Consider the following 25,484-nt stretch of genomic DNA (forward strand, 5'->3'; position numbering starts at 1 on the left):
AGGTCGCCGCGGCGGCGAAGGCTGCAGGCGCCACCCGCGTCGTCGGGTCGGGGTGGGCCACCGTGGTGGTCACGCGGATGCCGACCGGTGCGACGTCGGGCAGCAGCAGCACGGGGTCGGACGCCACGACGCGCCAGCTCGCCACGATCCTCAAGGCGCTGCCGACCGCGTCGGGCTCGTGGGGCTCCGGGCACGTCCTCGAAGGCACCCTGTTCTCGGCGGTCGTGACGGATGACGGCCGCGTGGCCTTCGGGGCCGTCGCGCCGCAGACCCTCTACGCCGCGCTGGCGGCGAAGTGACCGTGGCGTCCCCCGTGGCGGTCCCGGCTCGCGGCGGCGGTGACCTCGCGATCGAGAGCCGGGGCCTGACCAAGCGGTTCCGCGGCACTGCGGCGGTCGACGCCATCGACCTGGCGGTGCCACGCGGCTCGGTCTACGGGTTCCTCGGCCCGAACGGCTCGGGGAAGACGACGACGATCCGGATGCTGCTCGGCCTGGTGCGTCCCTCGGAGGGCACCAGCAGCCTTCTCGGACGGGCGGTTCCGCGCGAGGCGCAGCAGGTCCTGCCTCGCGTCGGGGCGCTCGTCGAGGGACCCGCCTTCCACCCCTACCTCTCGGGCCGGGACAACCTGCGCCGCCTCGACGCCGCGGACCTGACCGCCGAGCCCCGCACGGCGTCGGCTCGCGTGGACGCCGCCCTCGATCGCGTGGGCCTGCTCGCGGCAGCCGGCAAGCGCTACCGCGCCTACTCGCTCGGCATGCGCCAGCGGCTCGCCATCGCAGCAGCCCTGCTCGTCCCCCGCGAGCTGCTCGTGCTCGACGAGCCGACGAACGGCCTGGATCCGCAGGGTACGCGCGAGGTGCGGCACCTCGTGGCGTCGCTCGCCTCGGACGGCGCCACCGTCTTCGTCTCGAGCCACCTGCTGTCCGAGGTCGAGCAGATGTGCACCCACCTCGGCGTCATGAGCGAGGGACGGCTCGTGGCCCAGGGGTCGACCGCGCAGGTCCGCGGCGGCGCGGCACCCGTGGCACGCGTCCTCACGGAACAGCCCGCCGAGGCGTCGCGGATCATGGCCGAGCTCGGCGTCGACGCCGTGGCGCCGGTCCCCGGCGGCGTGTGCGGGGTGCCCGGCGGCGTCGAACCGGAGAAGATCGTCGCCGCGCTCGTCCAGGGCGGGGTCGGCGTCCGGGAGTTCACCGTGAGCAGCCCGAGCCTCGAAGACCTCTTCGTCGCGCTGACCGGGGAGGGTTTCGATGTCAGTGGCTGAGTCCGCGACCACGTCCCCGCCCGCGGGCGCGGCGACAGCGCCCCCGCCCCGGGCACGCTGGTCGAGGCGGCTCTCCGGCCGCCTGCTCTGGTCCGAGCTCGGCCTCATCGGCGGCCGGCGCCGCAACCAGATGGGCCTGCTCGTCCTTGCGGCGGTGCCGGTGCTCATGGCGGTCGCCGTGCGCATCTCGACACCGCGGGCCGGCCGCGGCCCGGACTTCCTCTCCTCGATCACCTCGAACGGGCTCTTCGTCCCCCTCGCGGCGCTCGGCGTCGAGATGGGCCTGTTCCTGCCGCTCGCGATCGCCATGCTCTCCGGCGACGCGGTGGCCGGCGAGGCGAACCTCGGCACGCTGCGCTACCTGCTGACCGTGCCGGTCGGGCGCACCCGGCTGCTCGCCGTCAAGTACGCCTCGCTCGTCGTCGGAGCCGTCTGGGGCGTCGCCGTCGTCACCCTCGCCGGGGCGCTGGTCGGCATCGCCCTCTTCGGCACCGGTCCCATGACCACGCTGTCGGGCACCGAGCTGCCGTTCTGGAGCGCGGTGTTTCGGGTCGTCCTCGTCGGCCTCTACGTGGCCGCGGGGCTGGCTGCGCTCGCCGCGGTGGGTCTCTTCATCTCGACGCTCACCGAGCAGCCCTTGGCCGCAACGGTGGCGCTGACGATCTTCACGATCCTGTCGTGGATCGCCGACGCCGTGCCACAGATCGCCTGGCTGCACCCGTGGCTGCTCGTCGACCAGTGGCAGGCGTTCGCGGACCTGCTGCGTGACCCGCCGTTCTGGGACAACGTCGCCCGCGGCCTGTGGGTCGACCTCGGGTATGCCGTCGTCTTCTGGCTGCTGGCGTGGGCGCGGTTCGCGGGCAAGGACGTCACCAGCTGACGACACCCTCCCCTGCGACGACGCCCACCGGCATACGGCGAGAACGCGAGCGCCCGCCGACGCGCGTGCGTCGGCGGGCGTCGGACACCGGGAGCGCGCCTCAGACGAGGGTGAGCGACTCACCCTCGCCGTCGACACCCACCTTGACGGTGGAGCCGTCGCGGACCTCGCCAGAGAGCAGGCCGCGGGCCAGCCGGTCGCCGATCTCGCGCTGCACGAGGCGGCGGAGCGGCCGCGCGCCGTAGGCCGGGTCGTAGCCCTTGTCGGCGAGCCACCGGCGGGCGTCGTCGGTGACCTCGAGGTTGATGCGCCGGTCGGCGAGGCGCGAGGCGAACGCCTTGACCTGCAGGTCGACGATCCGGGTCAGGTCGTCCAGGCCCAGGGCGTCGAAGACGACGATCTCGTCGAGCCGGTTGAGGAACTCGGGCTTGAACGAGGACCGCACGACCGCCATCACCTCGTTGCGCTTCTCCTCCGGCGACAGCAGCGGGTCGGTGAGGAACTGCGAACCGAGGTTGGAGGTGAGGACGAGGATGACGTTGCGGAAGTCGACCGTGCGGCCCTGCCCGTCGGTGAGGCGCCCGTCGTCGAGCACCTGCAGCAGGATGTCGAACGTCTCGGGGTGGGCCTTCTCGATCTCGTCGAGCAGGATCACGGAGTACGGCCGGCGCCGCACGGCCTCGGTGAGCTGGCCGCCCTCCTCGTAGCCGACGTAGCCCGGAGGCGCTCCGATGAGGCGCGCGACCGAGTGGCGCTCGGAGTACTCCGACATGTCGATGCGCACCATGGCGCGCTCGTCGTCGAAGAGGAAGTCGGCGAGGCTCTTGGCCAGTTCCGTCTTGCCGACACCGGTCGGGCCGAGGAAGAGGAAGCTGCCGGTGGGCCGGTCGGGGTCGGAGACGCCGGCACGCGTGCGGCGCACGGCGTCTGACACGGCACGGACCGCGTCGGTCTGGCCGATCAGGCGCGCTCCGAGGTGCTCCTCCATGTGGAGCAGCTTCTCGGACTCGCCCTCCAGCAGCCGGCCGGCGGGGATGCCGGTCCACGCGGAGATGACGTCGGCGATGTCGTCGGCGCCGACCTCCTCCTTGACCATCGGCTCCTCCTGGCCGGGGGCCGCCGCGGCCTCGCGCTCCTGGGCGGTGGCGAGCTCCTTCTCGAGCGTCGGGATGTCGCCGTAGAGGATCTTCGAGGCTGCCGCGAGCTCGCCCTCGCGCTGCATCCGGTCGGCCTGCGTGCGCAGGTCGTCGATGCGCGCCTTGAGGTCACCGACCGCGTTGAGCCCGGACTTCTCCGCCTCCCACCGGGCGTTGAGGGCGGCGAGCTCCTCGGTGCGGTCGGCGAGGTCCTTGCGCAGCCGCTCGAGGCGGTCGCGGGAGGCCGGGTCGGTCTCCTGCTCGAGCGCGAACTCCTCCATCTTGAGGCGGTCGACGGAGCGGCGCAGCTCGTCGATCTCGACGGGGCTGGAGTCGATCTCCATGCGCAGCCGGGACGCGGCCTCGTCGATGAGGTCGATGGCCTTGTCGGGCAGCTGGCGCCCGCTGATGTAGCGGTCGGAGAGCGACGCGGCGGCCACGAGCGCCGAGTCGGCGATCGTCACCTTGTGGTGCGCCTCGTAGCGCTCCTTGAGACCGCGCAGGATCGCGATGGTGTCCGCGACCGACGGCTCCCCGACGAAGACCTGCTGGAAGCGCCGCTCGAGGGCGGCGTCCTTCTCGATGTGCTTGCGGTACTCGTCGAGCGTCGTCGCGCCGACGAGGCGCAGCTCGCCGCGGGCGAGCATGGGCTTGAGCATGTTGCCGGCGTCCATGGCGCCCTCGCTGGCGCCCGCCCCGACGACGGTGTGGATCTCGTCGATGAACGTGACGATCTGCCCGTCGCTGCCCTTGATCTCCTCGAGGACGGCCTTGAGCCGCTCCTCGAACTCGCCGCGGTACTTCGCGCCGGCGACCATGGCCCCCAGGTCGAGGCTGTAGAGCGTCTTGTCGCGCAGGCTCTCGGGCACGTCGCCCTCGACGATGCGCTGCGCGAGGCCCTCGACGACGGCGGTCTTGCCGACGCCGGGCTCGCCGATGAGGACGGGGTTGTTCTTGGTGCGGCGGCTCAGGACCTGCACGACGCGGCGGATCTCGGCGTCACGGCCGATGACGGGGTCGAGCTTGCCCTCGCGGGCGCGGGCCGTGAGGTCGGTGCCGTACTTGGCGAGCGCCTCGAAGGTGCCCTCCGGGTTGTCGGAGGTGACGGGGCGACCGCCGCGCAGCTCGGGGATCGCCTTCTCGATGGCGTCGGCGTCGAGGCCGAACTGGCCGGTGCGGGCAATGGCCAGGAGCAGGTGGTCGGTGGAGACGAACGAGTCGCCCATCGCGGTCATGTACTGCTGGGCCTGCTGCACCACGCGCAGGCCGATCGGCGAGAGCTGCGGCTGCTGGACACCGCCGGTGACCTGCGGCATCGAGGCCATGGCGCGCTCGGCGGCCGCGGTCGCCGCGGCGACGCTGGAGCCGCCGGCCGTCAGCAGGGCCGGGGTCGTGGTGCCGCTCTGGGCTGCCAACGCGAGCAGCAGGTGAGCCGGCTCGATGTTCGGGTGGTGCTTGCCCGTCGCGGTGGTCGCGGCCTGGGCGAAGGCCTCCTGAGCCTTGTTGGTCAGCTGTAGGTCCATGCGTTCTCCTGGGAAAGGGATCGGAACACTCGGATCAACCGGTTCTGAGTTGAGTCTATTCCACTCAACTTCGCGCGCGGACGTCGTCGCCGTGGTGCGGGGCGCCCGACTCCCGGTCACGAAGGTCCGGCTCGGCCACGGCCACCGGGCAGCTCAGCCCTGCGGGTCGGGGTCGTACCAGCCGCCGTGGGCGGCGGCCAGCGCCTCGAAGCGGACGGCATACGCGATCGTCGGGGGTGTGCGCACGTAGACCGCCCACTCGTGGTCCTCGGAGTCGTCCTCTCCGGCGAGCGCCTCGCGCACGACCCGCACCTCGCCCAAGCCCTCGGACTCCAGCTCGTCGGCCAGCTCCTCGGCGACCTCGCGATCGGGCAGCACGATGAGGTGCTCGGTGCGGGTGCTCATGGGGCCCAGCGTAGGACGGTCACACGACCTCGCCGGGCTCGGCGCCCGTCTCGATGACGCGCTCGGCGACCTCCCGGAGCTTGACGTTGTTGTCCTGGGAGGCACGGCGCAGCAGGTCGAACGCCTCCTGCGGGACGATGCGGTGGCGCTCGATGAGGATCCCCATGGCCTGGCCGATGAGCCGGTGGCTCTCCAGCGCCCGCTCGAGGTTCGCCTCGTTCCGCCGGCTGCGCCCCACGATGAGGGTCCGCTGGACGGACTGCACCAGCGAGTGCAGCAGCAGCTCGCCCACCAGGCGTGCTCCGTCAAGGGGCCCGACCCCACCGTCGGGCATGACCCAGCCACGGCAGCGGGTGAGCTCCGCCACCGACTCGAGGATGACGCCCTCACCGGCACCCTCGACGAGCGCCGTGCGGGCCTCGGGCGGGAGCGCGACAGGGGGCACGATCCCGGAGGCCGTGGCATACAGGTCGTGCTGGTCCGTCGTGACCCGCAGCGCGGCGTCGGCACCCATGGCATCGCCGATGGCCGCGGCCGCGATCGTCATGACGTCCTCGAGCTCCTCGAGAAGGACCATCCGCCGCGCCGCCTCGGCGATCCGCTCGGCCGCGGCCGGACGTGCGAGGAAACCGTCGTCGCTCGTCGAGGGGAACGATGGCGGGGTCGTCACGCGGGCCTCCAAGGTATGCCGGGAGAGGCCCGCGATCTTGGAGGCAGCACAGTCTTGCATCCCGGCACCGGGACCGCCAAAACGCCACGGCGACATGCGGCTTCGATGCAGCAGCGGATCTGCGCGAGCCGACAGCTCCCCGACCGTGGCGGTCGGGGAGCTGTGGTCGTGGTGTGGGCGAGGCGGAGCGGAGGCGGGCCGGGGGTCAGGCCGTGTCGGGGTCCTGGCCCGTCTCGACCACACGCGTGGCGATCTCGCGCAGCTTGATGTTGCGGCTCAAGGACGCCTGTCGGAGCATCTCGAAGCCCTGCTTCGCGGTGATCCGGTGGCGCTCGATGAGCACGCCCACGGCATGGCCGATGAGCCGGTGGCTCTCGATGGCCTGCTCGAGCTGCTGCTCCTTCTCGGCGCGCGCCTGGAGGACGACGACGCGGTCGACGGCCTGGCCCAGGGACTGCGCGAGCAGGTCGCCGACGACGAGCTCGTCGCTCGAGACCAGCCGCGGCTCGTCGAACTGGACCCAGGCCCGGCAGTCGGACTCCTGCGCCGTCGGGAGCAGCAGCAGGCCGTCGCGCTTCTCGCCGACCAGCGCGTCGTGCCGGAACGGCGTCGACTCGAGCCCCCGGCGCACGCCGGGTTCGAGCTCGGCTGCCGACACGCGGCCGCGCGGCGAGAGCACGACCGGCCGCCCCTTGGTCGGCGAGACGCTGAGGGTGACCGTGCCGTCGAAGAGCACGGTGAAGCCGGTGACGGCGGTGGCGAGCGCCTGGTCGAGGTCGTCGGCCCTGGCGAGGTCGACGGAGATCCGCGCCGCCAGCTCACGGCGCATCCGCGACTCGTGCTCGCGGGTCTCGTCTCGCACGACGACGATGATGAACCCCTCGTGCTCCGCGGACGCCGGCACGCTCGCCGCGCGCATGTGCACCCACGCCTCGCCGCCGCCCTTGCGCAGGATGCAGTAGCGGTCGTCGAGCACGGGGTGGCCCGCCTGGAGCTGGGTGATGCGCTCCTCGTGCTGACGCAGCTCGCCGCCGGCGCCGCCGGCCGGGAGCGACCAGGGGTAGGGAGGCACGAGCGGCCCGTCCGCGAGGGACCAGCCGAACGTACGCGTGAAGGCAGGGTTCATGTCGACGACGCGACCGTCGGGGTCGGTGATGACGAACGGCTCGGAGAGGGCCCCGACGATGGCACGCAGCCAGGCGGCATCTCGCGACCGGGATCGCGACCGGACGAGGTTGGCCTCGAGGCGGGCGCGCAGCTCCTGCGGGTCGAACGGCTTGACGACGTAGTCGTCGGCACCCTCGAGCAGGCCGGTGGTGCTGGCCTCGACACCGGCTCGCGCGGACAGCAGGACGACCGGCAGGTCACGCAGCGCGGGATCCGAACGGATCTCGCGCACCAGGGTGAGGCCGTCCATCCGCGGCATCATGACGTCGGCCAGCACGAGAGACGGCTTGTGCAGGCGAAGCTGGTCGAGTGCCTCGATGCCGTCTCGCGCGGACACGACGTCGTAGTCGCCCACCACGTGCCGCGCGATGTACTCGCGCATGTCGTGGTTGTCCTCGACGACCAGCAGCGTGGGCCGTTCCTCATCCGGCTCGGACGGCTGCGACGGCCCTGGCGACTGAGACGCGGGCGCCGTCGTCTCGGGAACGCTGGATGCTCCCCCGAGGGACGCCTCCGCCGTGGACTCCACCCTGGCGACCACGTCGTCGCGCACCACCCAGGTACTCGCCTCGAGGATGAACGACTCCGCCGAGCGAGGGCGGATCGAGGGCCGAAGGGCCTCGCGCACCGCCGGCCGACCCCAGGGCAGGGAGACGGTGAAGGTGCTCCCCTCCCCCAGGGTCGAGCGGACCCTCACGGTGCCGCCGAGCAGCTCGACGAGCTGGCGGACCAGCGACAGCCCGATGCCGGCGCCCTCGCGGGAGCGGCGGTCGTCGCCACGGTCGAGCTGACGGAACCGGTCGAAGACCAGGTCGAGGTCCTTCTCGGCGATGCCGATGCCGGTGTCGGTGACGGACACCTCGTAGCCGTCGAGGTCGGACTGCAGGCGCAAGGAGATGCGGCCGCGGGGAGTGAACTTCAGGGCGTTGGAGAGCAGGTTGAGCACGACGCGCTCGAACATGTCGACGTCGACGTAGGTGTGGTCGAGCTCGTCGCAGACGACCTCGAACTCCAGCCCGGCACGCTCGATGGCGGGTCGGAAGTTCGCAGCGACCCCGCTGGTGAGCTCTTCGATGTCGGCCTCGACCCAGTGCGGCTCGACTGCACCTGCCTCGATGCGGGTGAGGTCGAGGATTCGGTCTACGAGTCCTGTGAGTCGCTCGGTGTTGCGCAGGATCAGCTCGAAGCGCTGGCGCTGCTCGAGGTCGAGTCCTTCGGCGGCCAGGGCGTCGTTGACCGGGCCTGCGATGAGCGTGAGGGGCGTGCGCAGCTCGTGGCTGACGTTGGCGAAGAAGTCGCTCTTGGCGGCGTCGAGCTCGGCGAGCACCTCGTTGCGGCGCCGCTCCTCCTGCAGGTGCCGGATGCCGCTGAGGGCCATGGCGACGTGCGAGGCGCACAGCTCTGCATAGACCTGCAGCTGGGTGTCCCAGGGGCGGCGGGCGTTGTCGGTGAGCAACAGCTGCGCGGTCGGCTCCACGAGCCCGGGCTCGACGATCGGGATGACGTGGACGACCTCGTCGGTCCCGAGCCGCGTCTCCCGCTGCGCGGCAGCCTCGCCCGGCCCCGTCCAGCGGATCTCCGCCGTGACGTGGTCGTGGGTGTAGGCGCCGAGCACGGCCAGCGCCCGACGGCGCACGTCCTCGGCGCTGCGCGCGTCGGCGAGGGTCTCGACCAGCTCGGCGGAGACGTTGGCCCGGCGCTCGGCGACCACCTTGGCGGTCGTCTCGGTGGCGACGTTGAGGACGCCGACGACCCGGCCGTCGTCGTCGTGGATGGCGCCGTAGGACCACGTGAAGTAGGCCTCCTCGAGGAAGCCGGCGCGGTTGACGACGAGGAGGGCGTCCTCGACCCACGTCGCAGGTCCACCCTTGGTGACGCCGTCGAACATCGGGCCGATGATGTCCCACACCTCCGGCCACACGGCTCGCACCGGGAGCGTCCACGCGCCGGGGTGCTTGTTGGGCCCGAGGATGTCGCGGTAGCCGTCGTTGTAGAGCATGAGCAGGTCGGGGCCCCAGCAGATGAGCATGGGGAAGCGCGACGAGAGGCACACGTCGACGAGCACGCGCAGGTTGTTGGGCCACGTCTCGACGGGACCGAGCGGTGTCGCGGACCAGTCGGTCTCGACGAAGAGCTGCCGCATCTCGCCCTGACGCGAGGTCACTCCGGGGCTGCGACGACCGGCCTCCGCCACGCCGTGGATGCCGCCCTCCGGCTGGTGCGGAGTCATGCGACGTCCGGGAGTCTGATCAAGAAACTGCCTCCGGGGCAATCGGCAACGAAATGCCCCGGCTGCATGAGGCCTGCACAGTGTTACACATGTAAGGCGGGGGCTGACCCGACCAAGCTACCGACCCGGACGCCACACGACGAGGGCCTGCGACGAGGGCGCGCGCGGGGGCCGCTGACCGGGCCGCACGGCCACCACCTCGCCTCGCGGACCGACGGCGAAGACCCGTGCCCCGGTCGCCAGGGTGGCCTGTGCGCTGGCCAGCTCGGTGGACAGCTCGTCCACCCGCGACTGCAGCGCCGCGACGTGGTTCTCGAGGTCGAGGATGCGCTGGATGCCGGCCAGCGACACCCCTTCCTGGGACAGGCGCTGCACCTCGCGGAGCAGCTGTACGTCGCGCGTGCTGTAGCGCCGGCCGCCGCCGCGCGTGCGTGACGGGGAGACGAGGCCGAGCCGGTCGTACTGGCGCAGCGTCTGCGCGTGCATGCCGGCCAGCTCGGCCGCGACGGAGATGACGAAGACGGGAGCGTCGTCGTCGTGCCCCGTGGGGCGGGCGCTCCTGCGAGCCATCGCCATCACCTCCTCCTCCATGGATCGTCAGTCGGTCGTCAGTCGGTCGTCAGGCGCGGGCGCGCCGGAACAGCTCGGCCCTCGGGTCGTGCCCGTCCTCGGCCGCGGCCATCTTCTCGATGGCCTCGCGCGCCTCGTCGGTCAGTCGCTGGGGCACCAGAACCTGCACCTTGGCCAGCAGGTCACCGGTGTGCCCACCGCGCTTGACGCCGCGCCCCTTGAGGCGCAGCACGCGACCGCTCGGGGTGCCGGGGGCCACCTTGACCTTGACCGAACCGCCGTCGAGGGTCGGCACGGCGACGGTGGCCCCGAGCGCCGCCTCGGCGAAGGTCACCGGCAGGTCGACGGTCAGGTTGTCGCCGTCGCGCCCGAAGACCGGGTGCTTCTCGACGGTCACCGTGAGGATGAGGTCGCCGGCCGGGGCGCCGGGGTCAGCCTGACGGCCCTTGCCGCGCAAGCGAATCCGCTGACCGTCCTTGACACCGGCCGGGATGCGGGCGTTGATGCGGCCGAGGTCGGGCGAGCTGAGCGCGACCGTCGAGCCCTCCACCGCGTCGCGGAAGCCGATGGTCGTGCTGGCCTGGACGTCGGCGCCCGGGCGTGGGCCCGCCGTCGCGCCGTAGCCGCCGTAGCCGGCTCCGGGACCTGCGCCCGGCCCGGCACCGCCGAACATCTGCCCGAGGATGTCCTCGAGGTCGGGTTGCCCGCCGGCGCCGCCGGTGCTGAACCGGACGCGCTGGCCTCCGGGGCCAGCCGCACCGCCGAACGCGGAGAAGATGTCCTCGAACCCCGCGCCCTGGCCTCCGGGGCCACCCGCCGTGAAGCGGGCGCCGCCGTGGGACATCGCCCGGATGGCGTCGTACTCGCGCCGCTTCTCGGGGTCGGAGAGGACGGCATACGCCTCCCCGACCTCCTTGAAGCGCTCCTCCGCCCCGGGATTGCCGACGTTGTGGTCGGGGTGCAGGTCGCGCGCGACCTTGCGGTAGGTCTTCTTGATCGTCGCGGCGTCGGCGTCCTGGGGCACGCCGAGGATCGCGTAGAAGTCCTTCTCGAACCAGTCCTGGCTAGCCAAGGCGCAAATCCTTCGTTCCGGGGTCCTTCACGCTGCTCCCATCATCGGGTATGCCGCCGGGCTGCGCGGGCAGCCCGGCGGCGGACGTGTCACGCGGGGTCGGCAACCGACACCCGGGCGGCGCGGACGAGCCGGTCACCGATGCGGTAGCCCGGCTGCAGCACCTGCACGACGGTGGTCTCCGTCGCGCCCTCGGGGAGCTCGGCCTCTACGTGCATGAGGGCCTCGTGCACATTGGGGTCGAACTCCTGGCCGGCCTCGCCGAGGCGCTCGACGCCGTAGCGACCGAGCGTGGCCTCGAGCTTGTCGGCGATGGACGCGAACGGGCCGGAGGCGAGGTCGCCGGCCTGGCGGGCCATGTGGATGTCGTCGAGGACCGGCAGCAGCGACTCGACGACGCTGCCCACCGCCGTGTGGCGGATGACCTCGCGGTCGCGGTCGACGCGCTTCTTGTAGTTGACGTACTCGGCCTGCAGCCGCTGCAGGTCCGCGAGCAGCGTCGCGGCCATGCTCTCCTCCTCGGCGAGGGCGGTGCCCTCCGACTCCCCGTCGCCCGTCGCGTCCGTCGTCTCGGCCTCGCCCGGCTTCGGCGACTCGCCCGGCCGGTCCGGGGCGTGGTCGAACTCGTCCTCGCCACCGGGCTCGGACGAGGCGCCGGGGCCGCCCTCGTAGTAGGTGTGGTGGCGCTCCGCCTGGGAGTCCCCGTGGGCCTCGGCCCGCGGCGGGGCGCCGGCGGCGTCGCCGCCGGCACCCGTCGCCCCCGTGGCGGTCACGTCGGGCTGGTCGCCCGGCGTGCCGTGGTTGGCGCTCGACTCGGTCACTTGGCTTCCTTGGCCTCGTCCTCGTCGACGACCTCGGCGTCGACGACATCGTCGTCGGCAGCCTGGCCGGCGCCGGCACCCGCGTCGGCCGTCTGGCCGTCCTGGGCACCCGCGGAGGAGGCGTTCGCGGACGCCTGCTCGGACGCGTACACCGCCTGGCCCATGGCCTGCGACTTCGTGTTGAGGTCCTCGACCTTCGCCTTGATGTCGTCGGCGCTGGCCTCGGAGCCCTCGGCGATCGCGGCCTTGAGGTCGGCGAGCGACTCCTCGACCGGCGTCTTCACGTCGGCCGGGACCTTGTCGCCGGACTCCTTGAGGAAGGACTCGGTCGAGAAGACGAGCTGCTCGGCCTGGTTCTTGACCTCGGCCTCCTCGCGACGCTTGCGGTCCTCGTCGGCGTGCGCCTCGGCGTCCTTGACCATGCGGTCGATCTCGTCCTTGGACAGGGCCGAGCCGCCGGTGATGGTCATCTTCTGCTCCTTGCCGGTGCCCTGGTCCTTGGCGGAGACGTTGACGATCCCGTTGGCGTCGATGTCGAAGGTGACCTCGATCTTCGGCACACCGCGCGGGGCGGGGGCGATGCCGGTCAGCTCGAAGGTGCCGAGCGACTTGTTGTGCTGCGCGATCTCGCGCTCACCCTGGAAGACCTGGATGAGGACCGAGGGCTGGTTGTCGTCGGCGGTGCTGAAGATCTCCGAACGCTTCGTCGGGATGGCTGTGTTGCGCTCGATGAGCTTGGTGAACAGGCCACCCTTGGTCTCGATGCCGAGCGAGAGCGGCGTGACGTCGATGAGCAGGACGTCCTTGCGCTCACCCTTGAGGACACCGGCCTGCAGGCTCGCGCCCATGGCGACGACCTCGTCGGGGTTGACGCCCTTGTTGGGCTCCTTGCCGCCGGTCAGCTCCTTGACGAGGTTGCTGACGGCCGGCATACGCGTGGAGCCACCGACGAGCACGACGTGGTCGATGTCGGAGACCTTGATACCGGCGTCCTCGATGACCTTGTGGAACGGGGCCTTGGTGCGGTCGAGGAGCGACTTGGTCATCTGCTCGAACTGCGCGCGGCTGAGGTTCTCGTCGAGGTGGATCGGGCCCTCGGGCGTCATCGAGATGTACTGCGCCGAGATGTTGGTGCTCGTCGCCGTGGAGAGCTCCTTCTTGGCGCGCTCGGCCTCGTCACGCAGGCGCTGCATGGCGATCTTGTCCTTGGACAGGTCCTGGCCGGTCTTGTTCTTCACCTGGGTGATGAGGTGCTGGACGATGACGTCGTCCCAGTCGTCGCCACCGAGGTGGTTGTCGCCGTTGGTGGCGCGCACCTGGATCGTGGCGAAGCCGTCCTCGGCATCCTTGCCGACCTCCAGGAGAGACACGTCGAACGTGCCGCCACCGAGGTCGAAGACGAGGATGAGCTCGTCCTCCTTGCCCTTGTCGAGGCCGTAGGCCAGCGCAGCCGCGGTGGGCTCGTTGACGATCCGCAGGACGTTGAGGCCCGCGATCTCGCCGGCCTCCTTGGTGGCCTGGCGCTCGGCGTCGTCGAAGTAGGCGGGGACGGTGATGACGGCGTCGGTGACCGACTCGCCGAGGTAGGACTCGGCGTCGCGCTTGAGCTTCTGGAGGATGCGGGCGCTGATCTCCTGCGCCGTGTAGCGCTTGCCGTCGATCTCGGGCGACTTCCAGTCCGTGCCCATGTGGCGCTTGACCGAGCGGATCGTCCGGTCGACGTTGGTGACGGCCTGGCGCTTGGCCACCTCACCGACGAGCACTTCGCCGTTCTTGGAGAACGCCACGACGGACGGCGTCGTACGCCCGCCCTCTGCGTTCGCGATGATGCTCGGCTCGCCGCCCTCGAGGACGGAGACGGCCGAGTTGGTGGTGCCGAGGTCAATTCCGACCGCACGTGCCATTGGGGAGCTCCTTGGAGTCGTGTCTTGCTGGGTCTGTGGAACAGGTCCTTCGCTCAATTTGCTCCGGCCGCGACGTGATTGTCAAAACCGGACTCGCAAATCTTGCGCTCACCAGACTCAACTTCGGGCGGTCCCGCTTTGTTCCGCCACTGGTCACCTTCTCCGCTGACTGATCAGCACGAGGTGGGGAGGGCGTCCTCGAGGGCTCCCGAGCTGCGGTAGTCGAGCCGGATCTGTGCGCTCTTCGGCACGGCCACCGCGCTTCCCGTCCGCCGGTCCCACCCGATCGGCAGGAACACGTACTGGCCGTTCGAGTTGAGCAGGAGCACCAGTCCTGAGTAGCGGTAGCGGTAGGCGGCGGACTCACCGCTGCAGCGCAGCGTCCGGACGCCCGGTGCCGTGATGCCGAGCGTCCTGTCGCTGTAGAGGACCACCTGGGGTCGTGCGTGCAGGGAGTCGGCGAGCTCGGCGGCGCGCCCTCGGCCCACGGCCGCCGCGTAGTCACCGGCCGCCCAGAAGAGGGCCATGGCGACGACGAGCGTGAGGGCCGTGAGCTCCGCGATCCCCAACCCGCGCGAGTGGCCGCGGGTCCTCCCCCGCGCCGTCTGCCCGGCCACGGTGAGCAGGATGACTCCGAGGAGCAGGCACACCGGAGCGACGACGAGGTGGTCTGTCCACAGTCCCTCACCGAAGAGGCCGAGCACGCCGTTCGTCGCCAGCACGGTTCCCACGACCCCCGCGGTCGGGGGCACCCACGCGGCGTGGAGGACCGAGTCGCGACCGGAGCGGCGCAGGAAGCCGATCCCCCAGGTCAGCAGCAGGACCACCAGGGCTATGACCGCACCCGGCAGGAAGAGCCCGTCCTGGCTGGTCAGGAGGTAGTCGGTGCTGGAGAAGCCGAGCGACGTCGGGTCGATGCCGAACCAGCCGAAGAGGGCCGTCGTGCGTGCCCAGCCGAAGAAGATGAGCAGCGCGGTGATCAGCGTCGCCGGTGCGACGACCTGACCGAGCACCTTCAGGACCGGGGGCAGCTCCTGCAGCAGGTTGGGCGTCGGCTCGGCCGGCGCCCCGAGCTCCTCTGGCTCGCTCCACTCATCCGGACGAGCCATCGGGCTGTCCGCTGTCCGGCGAGGCGCCGCCCGTCGACGACTCCGTCGCCCCGGAGCCCGGGAGGTCGGTCGGGGTGTCGGGCGGCCCCGTGCCCGGGGTGTTGGTCGAGGGTTCGGGGCCCTGCGTCCCGTCGGTCGCCATCCCTGACCCACTCAGCCCGGTGGCTCGGTCGCAGTCCTCCTGCGACTCGGTGACCACCCGGACGGTCGACCCTCGCTCCGCTCGGGTCGTGGGCTCGTAGCCCACGAAGCAGGCGCCGTCACCGAACTCGAGGTGCACGCACAGGTCGGTCCCGCCGCACGCCGAGACGAAGAGGCCCGTGATGACGTCACGGAGCCCGTCCATCGGTTGGTGCTTCTCGGGGATCGTCGGGACGTCGATGGGCGACCCGGGCGCCTGGTTGCCTCCGCCCTGGCTGCTCCCGGCGCCGTCGCCCCCCACCGCTCCGGGGCCGCCCGACTCACCACTCGAACCACCCCCGCCGGAGGCGCCTCCGTCGGTGGCACCGTCCGTGGTGCCACCGGTCGCGCCGCTGGGTCGGGCGGCGGGCTCCGTGGTCCGGACGGGCTCCGATCCCCCTCCGCCGGGGGCGCGAGCGGGGTCCGCCGTGCGAGTGCACCCGGCGACGAGGACCAGCGAGCAGGCGCCGACCGCGGCGAACCGCAGAACCCGTGCGCCTCCGACGAGTCGACCCGACATGGCCACCTCCCTGCGGACGTCCTGCTGCGGCCGGCGTCCACACCAGCATGCACCTGCGGCGGGTGGCACGAGAAGCGTTCCAAGAGCGCTGCAGGCCGGACTCGACGTGCTTTGGTGACGACCGGAGGAACGTCGAGCGAACCCGTGCACAGGTCGGGTGGGTAGGTTCGAGACCCCGGTCCCATGGAGGTGACCGAATTGCGATCCCATCCCACCCGGCTGGTGCTCGGCGCCGCGGCCATCGCCGGCGCCCTTGCCACGGGCGCCTGCTCGTCGGGTTCGCCGACGTCGGCGTCCGCGACCGGCCGCATCGTGGCATCGTCCGGAGCGTCGACCTCGTCCGTGCCGGCCTCGGTCGCGCGACGTACGTCGCCGACCACGTCGGCAACGACGTCGCCGGCGAGGACGGCACCACCGGCGCCGGCTGCCTCCCGAGCCGGCCGACCGACCGGGTCGGTCACGGTGCTGCGCACCCTCGCGACCGGCCTCGACGTGCCGTGGGGCCTCGCGCTGCTGCCCGATCGCTCCGGTGTGCTCGTCACGACCCGGGACGACGGACTCGTGCGACGCGTCGACCTGTCCTCCGGACGCGTGACCCTGCTCGGGCAGGTCCCCGGCGTCGTGTCGAACGTTGCCCGGCAGGGGGAGGGCGGGCTGCTGGGCATCGCCGTGAGCCCCCGGTTCGTCACCGACCGAACGGTGTTCGTCTACTTCTCGACCGCGGCCGACAACCGCATCGCGCGCCTCGCCTACGACCCGACGGCACCCGCCGGCCGACGGCTCGGCATTCCGCAGGTCATCGTGCGAGGCATCCCGCACGGCGTGCACCACAACGGCGGTCACCTCGCGTTCGGGCCGGACGGCTACCTGTGGGCCACGACCGGCGAGGCGGGGAATCGTCCGCTCGCACAGGACCGTTCGTCCCTCGGCGGCAAGATCCTGCGGATGACGACGGCGGGCCGACCGGCTCCCGGCAACCCGTTCGGCTCCCTCGTGTGGAGCTTCGGGCACCGCAACGTCGAGGGCCTCGCCTGGGACGCCGCGGGCCGGCTCTGGTCCGCGGAGTTCGGCGACCACCTGCACGACGAGCTCAACCTCATCCGCCGGGGCGGCAACTACGGCTGGCCACAGACGGAGGGCAAGACGTCCGCGCCGGGCATCGTGTCGCCGGTCGTGCAATGGAGCCCGGACCAGAACTCGCCGAGCCACGTCGCGATCGCCGCCGGGTCCGCCTGGCTCGGCGGGCTTCGGGGCGAGCGGCTGTGGCGGGTGCCCCTCGACGGCGCGACGCCCGCCGGCGAGCCGCAGGCGTTCCTCGACGGTCGCTACGGGCGCCTGCGCAGCGTGCTCGCCGTCGACGCCCGGACGCTGCTGGTGACGACGAGCAACCGCGACGGCCGCACCTCGCCGCGGGCCGCCGACGACCGCATCCTCGTCGTGCGCGTCAGCTGACCGGCGTGCTCTCCCCGAGCCGCATCGCCGCCTGCTCGCCCACGACCTCGAGCCAGCGGATCGCGTCGGTCCGGGCCGGATCGAGGCCACCGGCGGCGTCGACGAGGGACCACCCGCGCACGCCAGAAGGAAGCGCCGCCGCGAGGTCGCCGGCGACGACGACTCCCTGGGCCCCTGCGTCGGCCACCAGCCCCAGCACGTGGCCGGCGACCTTCCCGGTCACGGACTGCGAGTCCCATCGCCCTTCCCCGGTCACGACGACGTCGGCGGCAGCCACGGCGCCCGGCAGCCCGACGAGGGATGCGACGGTCGCCGCTCCCGGGCGCAGCCTGGCGCTCCACAGCGTGGCGAAGCCGTATGCCGTGCCGCCGGCCGCTCCGGCCCCCGGCGCCTCTGCGTCGCCGCCCAGTAGTCCGTGCCAGCGCGCGAGGGCGTGGTCCAGGGCCAGGACCTGGTCGGGAGATGCACCCTTCTGTGGCGCGAACACGTGGGCGGCCCCGTTCGCTCCGAGTAGCGGCGCCGTGACGTCGCAGAGGATCGTGACACCAGACACGGGCGGTGGCCGCAGGCCGGCGAGGTCCACGGTGGCGGCCGAGACCAGACCCAGGCCGCCGCGAGGCACGTCGCAAGCTCCTGCGTCGAGCACTCGGGCACCCAGCGCGCGTAGGGCGCCGCTGCCGCCGTCGGTCGACGCGGAGCCCCCGACGGCGAGCGTCACCTCGGCCGCGCCCGCGTCGAGCGCCGCGGCGAGCACCAGGCCGAGGGCCTCGGTGTCTGCGCCGCCGGGGTCCCGCGTGCCGACGAGCGGGAGCCCGCAGCACTCGGCCAGCTCCACCACGGCACGGGGACCGACCATGCCCCAGCGGGCCTCGTGCCTGCCGACACCCGGGAGGGTGACGGGGAGGGTGTGGACCGTGGCTCCCTCGGCGGCGAGGACGGCGTCGAGCGTGCCCTCGCCGCCGTCGGCCATCGGGATCTCCACGACGACGTCCGCGGGCCGGGCACGTCTCCAGCCGCGGCTCACCGCAGCAGCCACCTCCGGCGCAGTCGCGCTGCCCTTGAAGGAGTCCGGGGCGACGACGACGCGCAGGGCGCGGTCCGGCGTCACCGCCACGGCCTCAGAGCCACGGGGCGACGAGCTCGTCATAGCGGGCCCGCATCTGCGTGACGACCTCGACGGGATCGCGCGACCAGATGTCCGCGTTGAAGATCTCCACCTCGACGTCCCCGGTGTAGCCGGCCGCCGTGACGGCGCGGGTCCACCGCTCGAAGTCGATGTGGCCGTCGCCCATCATGCCGCGGGCCAGCAGCGCCCCTTCGGGGATCGGCAGATTGAAGTCGCACACCTGGTAGGAGCTGATCCGGCCCTCGCGTCCGGCGCGCGCCACCATCGCCTCGGCCGCCGGGTCCCAGAAGACGTGGAACGTGTCGACGACGACACCCACCACCGCGGGATCGTGGTCGGCGGCGAGGTCGAGGGCCTGCTCCAGCGTCGAGATCACCGCGCGATCAGCGACGAACATGGGGTGCAGCGGTTCGAGAGCGAGGCGCACGCCCCGCTCGGCGGCATACGGTGCCAGGTCGCCGATCCGGTCGGCGACGCGCTGTCGGGCCGCAAGGAGGTCGCGGTCGCCGTCGGGCAGGCCGCCGGCCACGATGACGAGCTCGGGGGCGCCCAGTGCGGCCGCCTCGTCGACCGCGCGGCGGTTGTCGGCGACCGCAGCCGCGACGCCGTCAGGGTCGGCTGCGGTGAAGAAGCCGCCCCGGCACAGGGACGAGGCGCGCACCCCGGCCTCGCGCAGGCGGCGGGCGGCTTCCTCGAGCCCGACCTCCTCGACCTTGTCGCGCCACAGCCCGAGCGCGGGAACCTCCAGGCGCAGTGCGAGGTCGACGGCTTCCTCGAACGAGAGCCGCTGGGTCGTCATGGTGTTGAGCGAGAGCCGCTCTGCCGCGCTGCTTCTCGAGTCGATGACCGGGGTGACGGACGTCTGGCCCATCACGCCTCCCACCCGTTGGCTGCGAGCCAGGCCGTGACCCGGCGCGCGGCGAGCTCGGGCTCGGCGACGAGTCCGGCCTCCTCCGCCAGCTCCAGGGCACGCACGAGGTGCAGGACCGAGCGCCCGGTCGAGAGGCCCCCGACCATGGAGAAGCCGGGCTGCCGGCCGTTGAGCCAGGCCAGGAAGGCGATCCCCGTCTTGTAGAAGCGGGTCGGGGCCGCGAAGACGTGCCGGCCCAGGGCCCTGGTCGACTCGAGGATCTCGCGGGCCGTGGCGACGTCCCCGCGGTCGAGTGCCTGCAGGGCCGTCGACGCGGCGGGGGCGATGGCGGCGAAGATGCCGAGGAGCGCGTCGGAGTGCACTCCCTCCTCGTCGTCGCAGATCAGCTCGGGGTAGTTGAAGTCGTCGCCCGTGTAGAGGCGCACCCCCTCGGGCAGGGCCCGGCGCAGGCGCCGCTCGTGGTCGGCGTCGAGCAGGGAGACCTTGACCCCGTCGACGCGCCTGGCGTTTCGGGTCACGAGGTCCAGAAACGAGTCCGTCGCGGCGTCCAGGTCGCGGCTGCCCCAGTAGCCGGCCAGCTCGGGGTCGAACATCTCGCCGAGCCAGTGCAGGATGACCGGCCCGGAGGCGGCATCGAGGACGTCCTCGTAGACGCGGAGGTAGTCGGCCGGCGAAGTGGCCGCGCGGGCCAGGGCACGGGAGGCCATGACGATGACGCCGCTGCCCGCTGCCTCGACGACCTTGACCTGCTCGGTGTAGGCGGCGGTGACGGCTCGGAGCCCGTCGGCGTCCGGGGTGGCGCGGGCGGGTTCGAGCTGGTCGGTGCCGGCGCCTGAGGCGATGCGGCCCCCGGCGCGCTGCGCCTCGGCGGCCGAGCGCTCGATCAGCTCACGAGTCGCAGCCCAGTCCAGGCCCATCCCGCGCTGGGCCGTGTCCATCGCCTCCGCGACGCCGAGGCCCCACGACCAGAGGTCGCGGCGCAGCTCGAGCGTGGCGGCCCAGTCGACGTCGGCCGGCGCCCCCGGGGTGCTGTCCGCCAGCACGCGCGGCACGACGTGGGCTGCGGCATACGCCACACGGGAGGTGATCGGCCCGTCCGGCCGCACCCAGTCGCGGGGCCCGGTCAGCTCGAGGACCCGGCTGCCGCCCGACTCCGTGGGCAGGGCGACGCGGGTCATGCCGACAGCTCCGGCACCTCGAGGCGTCGGCCCGTCGCGGAGGACTCGAGGCCGAGCGCGGCGAGCTGAACGCCGCGAGCCCCGGAGAGGAAGTCGTAGCGGTGCGGTCGCCCGGCGATGACGTCGCGCAGGAACTCCTCCCACTGCGCCCGGAAGCCGTTGACCGGCGCGGCGTTGTCCGGAACCTCGATCCACTGCTCGCGGAAGCTCTGCGTCTCGGGGAGGTCCGGGTTCCAGACCGGCTTGGGCGTGGCGCTTCGAGGCTGCGCGACGCACCTGTGCAGGCCGGCGACGGCCGAGCCGTGCGTGCCGTCGACCTGGAACTCCACGAGCTCGTCGCGGTAGACGCGCACCGTCCACGACGAGTTGATCTGGGCGATGATCCCGTCGCCCACCTCGAAGATGCCGTATGCCGCGTCGTCGGCCGTCGCGGCATACGCCCGGCCCTGCTCGTCCCACCGCTGCGGGATGTGCGTGGCGGTGCGCGCCGTGACGGCGCGGACGGGGCCGAGGATGCCCTCCAGGACGTAGTTCCAGTGGCAGAACATGTCGACGGCGATGCCGCCGCCGTCCTCCGCGCGGTAGTTCCAGCTCGGGCGCTGCGCCTGCTGGGTCTCGCCCTCGAACACCCAGTAGCCGAACTCGCCGCGCAGCGACAGGATGCGTCCGAAGAAGCCCTCATCGACGAGGCGGCGGAGCTTGACGAGCCCCGGCAGGTAGAGCTTGTCGTGCACGACCCCCGCGATGACGCCGGTCTCGCGAGCCACCGTCGCCAGGGACAGCGCCTCCTCGACGGTCTCGGCCGTCGGCTTCTCGGTGTAGATGTGCTTGCCCGCACGCATGGCGCGGGTCAGCGCGTCGACGCGGCGCGAGGTGACCTGGGCGTCGAAGTAGATGTCGACGCTGTCGTCGGCGAGGACCGCGTCGACGTCGGTCGACCACTCGTCGACGCCGTGTCGTGCGGCCAGGTCGGCGAGCTTCTCGGCGTTGCGGCCGAGCAGGATCGGCTCGAGCGCGACACGGGAGCCGTCGGGCAGCTCCAGGCCGCCCTCGTCACGGATGGCGAGGATCGAACGGACGAGGTGCTGGCGGTAGCCCATGCGGCCGGTCACGCCGTTGAGCGCGATCCGCAGGGACTTCGGGTTTTCGGGCATGGTGGGTCCTTCGGTCGGGGCCGGCCGGTGTGGACCGGGCCGGCGCACGCGGCACGCCGCGAGAAGAGGGAGGAGACGGAGGGGGCGGGACGGCGGTGGGTCAGTCGACCTCGCCCGACGTGCCGAGCAGGTCGCGCACGGTCGTCGTCAGGCGCTGGAAGACCGGGTCGGCCATCGTCTCGGCGTAGACGCGGTGGCGGGGCAGGGCGACGTCGAGCTGGCGCAGCACGCGCCCGGGTCGCGGGCTCATGACCACGACGCGGTTGGCGAGGTAGACGGCCTCGGGCACCGAGTGGGTGACGAGCAGCACGGTCACGCCGGTCTCCTCCCAGATCCGGTGCAGCTCGACGTTCATCCGCTCTCGGGTGAGGGCGTCGAGGGCCCCGAACGGCTCGTCCATGAGCAGCACCTCGGGCTCGTGGAGCAGCGCCCGGCACAGCGACACGCGCTGCTGCATGCCACCGGACAGCTCGTGGGGCAGGGCACCCTCGAAGCCCCCGAGACCGGTCATCGCGATGAGGTCGCGGGCGCGGGCACGGGCACGGTCCCGCGGCATGCCGCGCATCTCGCCCTGGAGCAGGATGTTGCCCTCGACCGTGCGCCACTCGAGCAGGGCCGCGCGCTGGAAGACGTAGCCGATGTCGGGACGCGGCCCCGTGACGGTGGACCCGTTGAGCACCACCTCGCCGCGCGACGGCCGGGTCAGGCCGGCGACGGCCTTCAGCAGCGTCGACTTCCCACAGCCCGAGGGCCCGGCGATGCTGACGAACTCACCGCGCTCGACCGTGAGGTCGATGCCTTCGAGCGCGGTCACCTCGCCCCGCTTGGACGAGAACCGGATGTGCACGTCGTGCACCTCGAGGGCGTGCGCAGCGGAGGGCGGCCCGCTCCGGCGGGTGTCGTGAAGCGTCACTGAGGCCATGCTCACTTGCCCGTCGGCTGGAAGCTGTTGTCGTAGTAGGCCGAGCGGTCCTTGGCCGCGCCGAGCAGGCCCGCCGAGGAGAGCACCTGGATCGTGGCGTCCCAGTCGGCATCCGAGTCGGCGCCCGGCGCCTGTCCCTCGGTGCTCTTCGTGTGCAGCACCTTGATGGTCTGCTGCCACTGGTCGAGCAGGACCTCCTTCTTCGGCATCTGCGGGTCCTTGCCGGCCATGGCGTCGACCGCCGCCTGCGGGTCCTTCTCCGCTGCGGCGAAGGACTCGCTGGTGGCCGCGACCATCTGCTTGACGAGGTCGGCCTTCGACGAGATCGTCGAGTCGGCGGCGATGAGGCCGTTGCTGTAGAAGTTCAGGCCCACGTCGGAGTAGCGGAAGTAGCGCATCTGCTTGCCGCTCTTGGCCGCGATCGTCGGGCCCTGGTCGTGGGCGAAGCCGATGAGGCCGTCCACGCGACCGCTGATGACCGCGGCGATCTTGCCCGCCGCGTCGAGGTTCTGCTGCTTGACGTCGGTCGGCTGCAGGCCGGCCTTTTGCAGGAAGATCGGGAAGGTCGTCGTGGGCGCGTCGCCCGCGGACACGGCGATCGTGCGGCCCTTGAGGTCGGCGACCGTGTTGATGCCGCTGTCGGCGAAGACCTGGACCGCCGAGGGCGTCGTCTGCAGGAAGACACCGACGCTCTTGATCTTCACGCCCTTGCCGATGTTGGAGAGGACGGCGGGCGTGTCGGCCCAGCCGAAGTCGACCTGGTTCGCGCCGACCGCCTGGGCGGTCTTGGTCGAGCCCTGTCCGGGCTTGATCGTCAGGTTGATGCCGTGCTTGGCGAAGATCCCCTTCTCGAGCCCGTAGTAGAACGGGGCGTGCTCGCCGTACGGGTACCAGTTGAGCATCAGGGTCACGTCGGTGCCGCCGCCGGAACCGCCGGAGGTGCCGGCCTCGGCGTTGCCGCAGGCGCCGAGCGCCAGGGTCGTGGCGGCTGCGGCGACGAAGGCCACCGCGCGTCGTCGGGTGAGCTGCATGGGAACCACTCCTAGTCTGCTGACTTCTTGTCGGGGTGCGCGGTCTGCGGGCAGCACGGCATGGCCGGCCGGGCCGGGAGGCGCGCGGGCTTGGTGCGAGGTCGTGCGGTGGTGCTGGTCTGTGACGCCGCGGCAGGTCCGCGGGTCGGCCTAGAGCTGGACCGTGTTGCTGCCGAGGCCGCGCTGCGAGGCGTGCCACGGGATGACGAGGCGCTCGATGACCTGGATGGCGGCGAACATGAGCACGCCGACGAGCGACATGATGATCAGCGCCACGAAGAGGCTCGCCGTGTCGACGTTGCCGTTGGCCTGGAGGATGACGTAGCCGAGGCCGGAGTTGGCGCCGACGAACTCGCCGACCACCGCGCCGGTGACGGCGAGGGTGGCGGCCACCTTGAGCCCCGAGAAGAGCTGCGGGAGCGAGGCCGGGAACTGGATCTTGCGGAAGACCTTGGCGCGCCCTGCGCCCATCGTGGAGGTCAGCTCGAGCACCTCCGGGTCGACGTCGCGCAGGCCCGCCAGGCCCGAGATGACGATCGGGAAGAAGGCCATGAGCACGGCCACGATGATCTTCGGGCCCACTCCGAAGCCGAGCCACACGACGAAGAGCGGCGCGATGGCGATCTTCGGGATGACCTGGGCGAAGAGCACGACCGGGTAGATCGTGCGTTCCAGGCTCGGCGAGTAGACCATGGCGACGGCCACCGCCTCACCGACCACCACCGCGATCGCAAAGCCGATCAGCGTCTCGAGCACGGTGACCCAGGTGTTGGACCCGAAGTAGCCGAGGTTGTGCGCGAAGGCCGACCACGTCTCGCCGGGTGAGGGCACGAGGTAGGGCGGGAGCAGGCCGGTGGCCGTGGTGACCCACCAGAGCGCGAAGGCTCCGACAGCGAAGGCCACGGGGCGCCACGAGCGCGACACGCTTCGCGCCAGGGCTTCCTCGGTGCGCGACGGTGCCGGGGCCCGTCCCGCGGTCCGAGGCCGCTCGTCGAGTGCGGCTTGCGGAGACATCGTTGTCCTCTCTCTAGCTGCGCCACCCAGCCAGAGGTGCTGCGGAAAGCGCTTTCCGGTACTGTAGGGTCCGGACTCGAGGGGTGTCAACGGCTTGGTCCGGCGCCCTGGATTCCCAACGACGACGAGGAGGTCGGGTCGTGGCAGTGACGCTCCAGCAGGTGGCGACGCTCGCAGGCGTGTCGCTCGCCACTGCGTCCCGCGTGCTCAACAGGTCGTCGCGACACCCGCGTGAGGACATCACCGAGCGGGTCCGTGCCGCCGCCGCCCAGCTCGGCTACGTGCCGAACGCCCAGGCCCAGGCCCTCGCACGCTCGTCGACGGCGCTCGTGGGCCTCGTCGTCCACGACATCGACGACCCCTACTTCGCGACCATCGCCGCCGGCGTGCAGGCCACGGCCCAGGCGGCCGGGAAGCAGACGCTCCTCGCGTGCACGTACCGCGACCCCGACCTCGAGTGCGCCGCCATCGAGTCGTTCGCCGCCCACCGCACGGAGGCGATCGTGCTCGCAGGCTCCCGGCGCAGCAGTCCCGCATCGGCGACGGACCGCCTCGTCGCACTGTGCACGGCGTACGAGCACAACGGCGGACGCGTCGCCCTCATCGGACAGCCGCTGCACGGCTTCTCTGCCGTCGTCCCCGAGAACCGTTCCGGGGCAAGGCAACTCGTACGCGAGCTGCTGCGAGCAGGACATCGGCGCTTCGTGGTGGTCGCGGGCCCCAAGTGGCTGCGGACCTCCACCGACCGTGCCGACGCCTTCGAGGCGGAGGTGCGTCGACACGCCACGGGTGAGGACGCGTACGACGGGGTGGAGCTGCTCCCCCGCGTCGTCACGGACTTCACCCGGGACGGTGCCCACTCAGGCGTGGCGCATCTCCTCGAGGCGCTGCACGGCGGTCCCGGCTCGTCGCTGCCGCTGTGCATCCTCGCCGTCTCCGACGTCATGGCCCTCGGCGTGCTCGCCGCCTGCCGCGACCACGGGGTCCCCGTCCCGGACGCCGTGGGTGTCGCCGGGTTCGACGACATCAAGACGCTGCGTGACACGGCGCCCTCGCTGACGACGGTCCACCTCGACCTCCAGGGGATGGGGGCGGAGGCAGCACGTCTGGCCCTGGCCGCGCCCGGGGACGCGCCATCGACCGCTTCCTTCCCAGCGACGGTCGTGCTTCGCGACAGCACACGCCTCGTGAGAGGTCTGCCGGCCTAGGCCGCTCCGACCGAGTCGCCACGCCAGCGCGGCCGCCCGAGCAGGACGGGGCGCCCGGTGCGGAAGGGCGAGGC

21 protein-coding genes and 1 pseudogene are annotated in these 25,484 nt (G+C 72.1%); 5 read left to right on the forward strand and 17 right to left on the reverse strand.

What is annotated here, in order from left to right; all coding sequences use genetic code 11:
- The 3 genes and pseudogenes from ABD194_RS09340 to ABD194_RS09350 all read left to right on the forward strand — a co-directional run.
- Positions 1 to 299 (forward strand): annotated as a pseudogene (locus ABD194_RS09340) (hypothetical protein); the annotation flags it as partial.
- A gap of 2 nt (positions 300 to 301) precedes the next feature.
- Positions 302 to 1,267: an ABC transporter ATP-binding protein gene (locus ABD194_RS09345; RefSeq protein WP_343990557.1), complete on the forward strand. Its 966-nt coding sequence runs from the start codon at positions 302 to 304 to the stop codon at positions 1,265 to 1,267.
- Complete coding sequence (locus tag ABD194_RS09350) at positions 1,260 to 2,147, forward strand: ABC transporter permease (protein WP_343990559.1); 888 nt, start codon at positions 1,260 to 1,262, stop codon at positions 2,145 to 2,147. Before ABD194_RS09345 ends, ABD194_RS09350 begins: the two co-directional genes overlap by 8 nt.
- Positions 2,148 to 2,247: 100 nt before the next feature.
- Here ABD194_RS09350 and clpB read toward each other — a convergent pair whose 3' ends face one another.
- The 10 genes from clpB to ABD194_RS09400 form a co-directional block, all read right to left on the reverse strand.
- Positions 2,248 to 4,806 (reverse strand): ATP-dependent chaperone ClpB, encoded by a 2,559-nt coding sequence (gene clpB, locus ABD194_RS09355; RefSeq protein WP_343990561.1) that lies wholly within the window; start codon positions 4,804 to 4,806, stop codon positions 2,248 to 2,250.
- 153 nt (positions 4,807 to 4,959) lie between these two features.
- Positions 4,960 to 5,211, reverse strand: a complete 252-nt coding sequence (locus ABD194_RS09360; protein WP_343990563.1) for a hypothetical protein — start codon at positions 5,209 to 5,211, stop codon at positions 4,960 to 4,962.
- A 19-nt stretch (positions 5,212 to 5,230) separates the two neighbouring features.
- Entirely contained in the window at positions 5,231 to 5,881 is a 651-nt protein-coding gene (locus ABD194_RS09365; protein ID WP_343990565.1) for an ANTAR domain-containing protein, read from the reverse strand.
- A 205-nt stretch (positions 5,882 to 6,086) separates the two neighbouring features.
- Positions 6,087 to 9,278, reverse strand: coding sequence for an ATP-binding protein (locus ABD194_RS09370; protein WP_343990567.1), 3,192 nt, complete (start codon positions 9,276 to 9,278; stop codon positions 6,087 to 6,089).
- 117 nt (positions 9,279 to 9,395) lie between these two features.
- Positions 9,396 to 9,848, reverse strand: coding sequence for a heat shock protein transcriptional repressor HspR (locus tag ABD194_RS09375; RefSeq protein WP_425579967.1), 453 nt, complete (start codon positions 9,846 to 9,848; stop codon positions 9,396 to 9,398).
- Between the two features lie 49 nt (positions 9,849 to 9,897).
- Positions 9,898 to 10,920 carry a DnaJ C-terminal domain-containing protein gene (locus ABD194_RS09380; protein ID WP_343990571.1) on the reverse strand — a complete coding sequence of 341 codons (1,023 nt, stop codon included), beginning with the start codon at positions 10,918 to 10,920 and terminating at the stop codon, positions 9,898 to 9,900.
- Between the two features lie 89 nt (positions 10,921 to 11,009).
- Positions 11,010 to 11,741, reverse strand: a complete 732-nt coding sequence (locus ABD194_RS09385; protein WP_343990573.1) for a nucleotide exchange factor GrpE — start codon at positions 11,739 to 11,741, stop codon at positions 11,010 to 11,012.
- Positions 11,738 to 13,645, reverse strand: a complete 1,908-nt coding sequence (gene dnaK, locus ABD194_RS09390) for a molecular chaperone DnaK (protein ID WP_343990575.1) — start codon at positions 13,643 to 13,645, stop codon at positions 11,738 to 11,740. Before dnaK ends, ABD194_RS09385 begins: the two co-directional genes overlap by 4 nt.
- 173 nt (positions 13,646 to 13,818) lie before the next feature.
- Positions 13,819 to 14,754, reverse strand: a complete 936-nt coding sequence (locus tag ABD194_RS09395) for a hypothetical protein (protein ID WP_343990577.1) — start codon at positions 14,752 to 14,754, stop codon at positions 13,819 to 13,821.
- Positions 14,738 to 15,454, reverse strand: coding sequence for a hypothetical protein (locus ABD194_RS09400; RefSeq protein WP_343990579.1), 717 nt, complete (start codon positions 15,452 to 15,454; stop codon positions 14,738 to 14,740). Before ABD194_RS09400 ends, ABD194_RS09395 begins: the two co-directional genes overlap by 17 nt.
- A gap of 198 nt (positions 15,455 to 15,652) precedes the next feature.
- Here ABD194_RS09400 and ABD194_RS09405 point away from each other — a divergent pair, with 198 nt between their 5' ends.
- On the forward strand, positions 15,653 to 16,906 hold the full coding sequence (locus tag ABD194_RS09405) for a PQQ-dependent sugar dehydrogenase (protein WP_343990581.1): 1,254 nt from the start codon (positions 15,653 to 15,655) through the stop codon (positions 16,904 to 16,906).
- On the opposite strand, the gene ABD194_RS09410 is transcribed toward ABD194_RS09405, so the two are convergent.
- The 7 genes from ABD194_RS09410 to ABD194_RS09440 form a co-directional block, all read right to left on the reverse strand.
- On the reverse strand, positions 16,899 to 18,014 hold the full coding sequence (locus ABD194_RS09410; protein WP_343990583.1) for a glycerate kinase: 1,116 nt from the start codon (positions 18,012 to 18,014) through the stop codon (positions 16,899 to 16,901). The two genes, ABD194_RS09405 and ABD194_RS09410, sit on opposite strands and share 8 nt — an antisense overlap.
- 10 nt (positions 18,015 to 18,024) lie before the next feature.
- Complete coding sequence (locus tag ABD194_RS09415; protein ID WP_343990585.1) at positions 18,025 to 18,903, reverse strand: sugar phosphate isomerase/epimerase family protein; 879 nt, start codon at positions 18,901 to 18,903, stop codon at positions 18,025 to 18,027.
- Positions 18,903 to 20,081 (reverse strand): dihydrodipicolinate synthase family protein, encoded by a 1,179-nt coding sequence (locus ABD194_RS09420; RefSeq protein WP_343990587.1) that lies wholly within the window; start codon positions 20,079 to 20,081, stop codon positions 18,903 to 18,905. The genes ABD194_RS09415 and ABD194_RS09420 overlap by 1 nt, the downstream gene beginning before the upstream one ends.
- Positions 20,078 to 21,235: a Gfo/Idh/MocA family protein gene (locus tag ABD194_RS09425; RefSeq protein ID WP_343990589.1), complete on the reverse strand. Its 1,158-nt coding sequence runs from the start codon at positions 21,233 to 21,235 to the stop codon at positions 20,078 to 20,080. The genes ABD194_RS09420 and ABD194_RS09425 overlap by 4 nt, the downstream gene beginning before the upstream one ends.
- A 100-nt stretch (positions 21,236 to 21,335) precedes the next feature.
- On the reverse strand, positions 21,336 to 22,157 hold the full coding sequence (locus ABD194_RS09430; protein WP_425579968.1) for an ABC transporter ATP-binding protein: 822 nt from the start codon (positions 22,155 to 22,157) through the stop codon (positions 21,336 to 21,338).
- A gap of 2 nt (positions 22,158 to 22,159) precedes the next feature.
- The gene (locus ABD194_RS09435) at positions 22,160 to 23,188 is read right to left on the reverse strand and encodes an ABC transporter substrate-binding protein (protein ID WP_343990593.1); all 1,029 of its coding nucleotides are present in this window, start codon (positions 23,186 to 23,188) and stop codon (positions 22,160 to 22,162) included.
- Between the two features lie 150 nt (positions 23,189 to 23,338).
- Positions 23,339 to 24,091 (reverse strand): ABC transporter permease, encoded by a 753-nt coding sequence (locus tag ABD194_RS09440; RefSeq protein ID WP_343990595.1) that lies wholly within the window; start codon positions 24,089 to 24,091, stop codon positions 23,339 to 23,341.
- 251 nt (positions 24,092 to 24,342) lie between these two features.
- Between ABD194_RS09440 and ABD194_RS09445 the strand changes: the two genes are divergently transcribed.
- On the forward strand, positions 24,343 to 25,410 hold the full coding sequence (locus tag ABD194_RS09445; RefSeq protein ID WP_343990597.1) for a LacI family DNA-binding transcriptional regulator: 1,068 nt from the start codon (positions 24,343 to 24,345) through the stop codon (positions 25,408 to 25,410).
- The last annotated feature ends 74 nt before the right edge of the window (positions 25,411 to 25,484 follow it).

This window comes from Terrabacter terrae, from assembly GCF_039529575.1.
Classification (GTDB): Bacteria; Actinomycetota; Actinomycetes; order Actinomycetales; family Dermatophilaceae; genus Terrabacter; species Terrabacter terrae.

Bases quoted from the DNA above. Each gene is read 5' to 3' on its own strand.
- clpB (WP_343990561.1), bottom strand. From the start codon at position 4,806: ATGGACCTACAGCTGACCAACAAGGCTCAGGAGGCCTTCGCCCAGGCC.
- ABD194_RS09400 (WP_343990579.1), bottom strand. From the start codon at position 15,454: ATGTCGGGTCGACTCGTCGGAGGCGCACGGGTTCTGCGGTTCGCCGCG.
- ABD194_RS09430 (WP_425579968.1), bottom strand. From the start codon at position 22,157: ATGGCCTCAGTGACGCTTCACGACACCCGCCGGAGCGGGCCGCCCTCC.
- ABD194_RS09415 (WP_343990585.1), bottom strand. From the start codon at position 18,903: ATGGGCCAGACGTCCGTCACCCCGGTCATCGACTCGAGAAGCAGCGCG.
- ABD194_RS09425 (WP_343990589.1), bottom strand. From the start codon at position 21,235: ATGCCCGAAAACCCGAAGTCCCTGCGGATCGCGCTCAACGGCGTGACC.
- ABD194_RS09420 (WP_343990587.1), bottom strand. From the start codon at position 20,081: ATGACCCGCGTCGCCCTGCCCACGGAGTCGGGCGGCAGCCGGGTCCTC.
- ABD194_RS09435 (WP_343990593.1), bottom strand. From the start codon at position 23,188: ATGCAGCTCACCCGACGACGCGCGGTGGCCTTCGTCGCCGCAGCCGCC.
- ABD194_RS09395 (WP_343990577.1), bottom strand. From the start codon at position 14,754: ATGGCTCGTCCGGATGAGTGGAGCGAGCCAGAGGAGCTCGGGGCGCCG.
- ABD194_RS09360 (WP_343990563.1), bottom strand. From the start codon at position 5,211: ATGAGCACCCGCACCGAGCACCTCATCGTGCTGCCCGATCGCGAGGTC.
- dnaK (WP_343990575.1), bottom strand. From the start codon at position 13,645: ATGGCACGTGCGGTCGGAATTGACCTCGGCACCACCAACTCGGCCGTC.
- ABD194_RS09375 (WP_425579967.1), bottom strand. From the start codon at position 9,848: ATGGCTCGCAGGAGCGCCCGCCCCACGGGGCACGACGACGACGCTCCC.
- ABD194_RS09370 (WP_343990567.1), bottom strand. From the start codon at position 9,278: ATGACTCCGCACCAGCCGGAGGGCGGCATCCACGGCGTGGCGGAGGCC.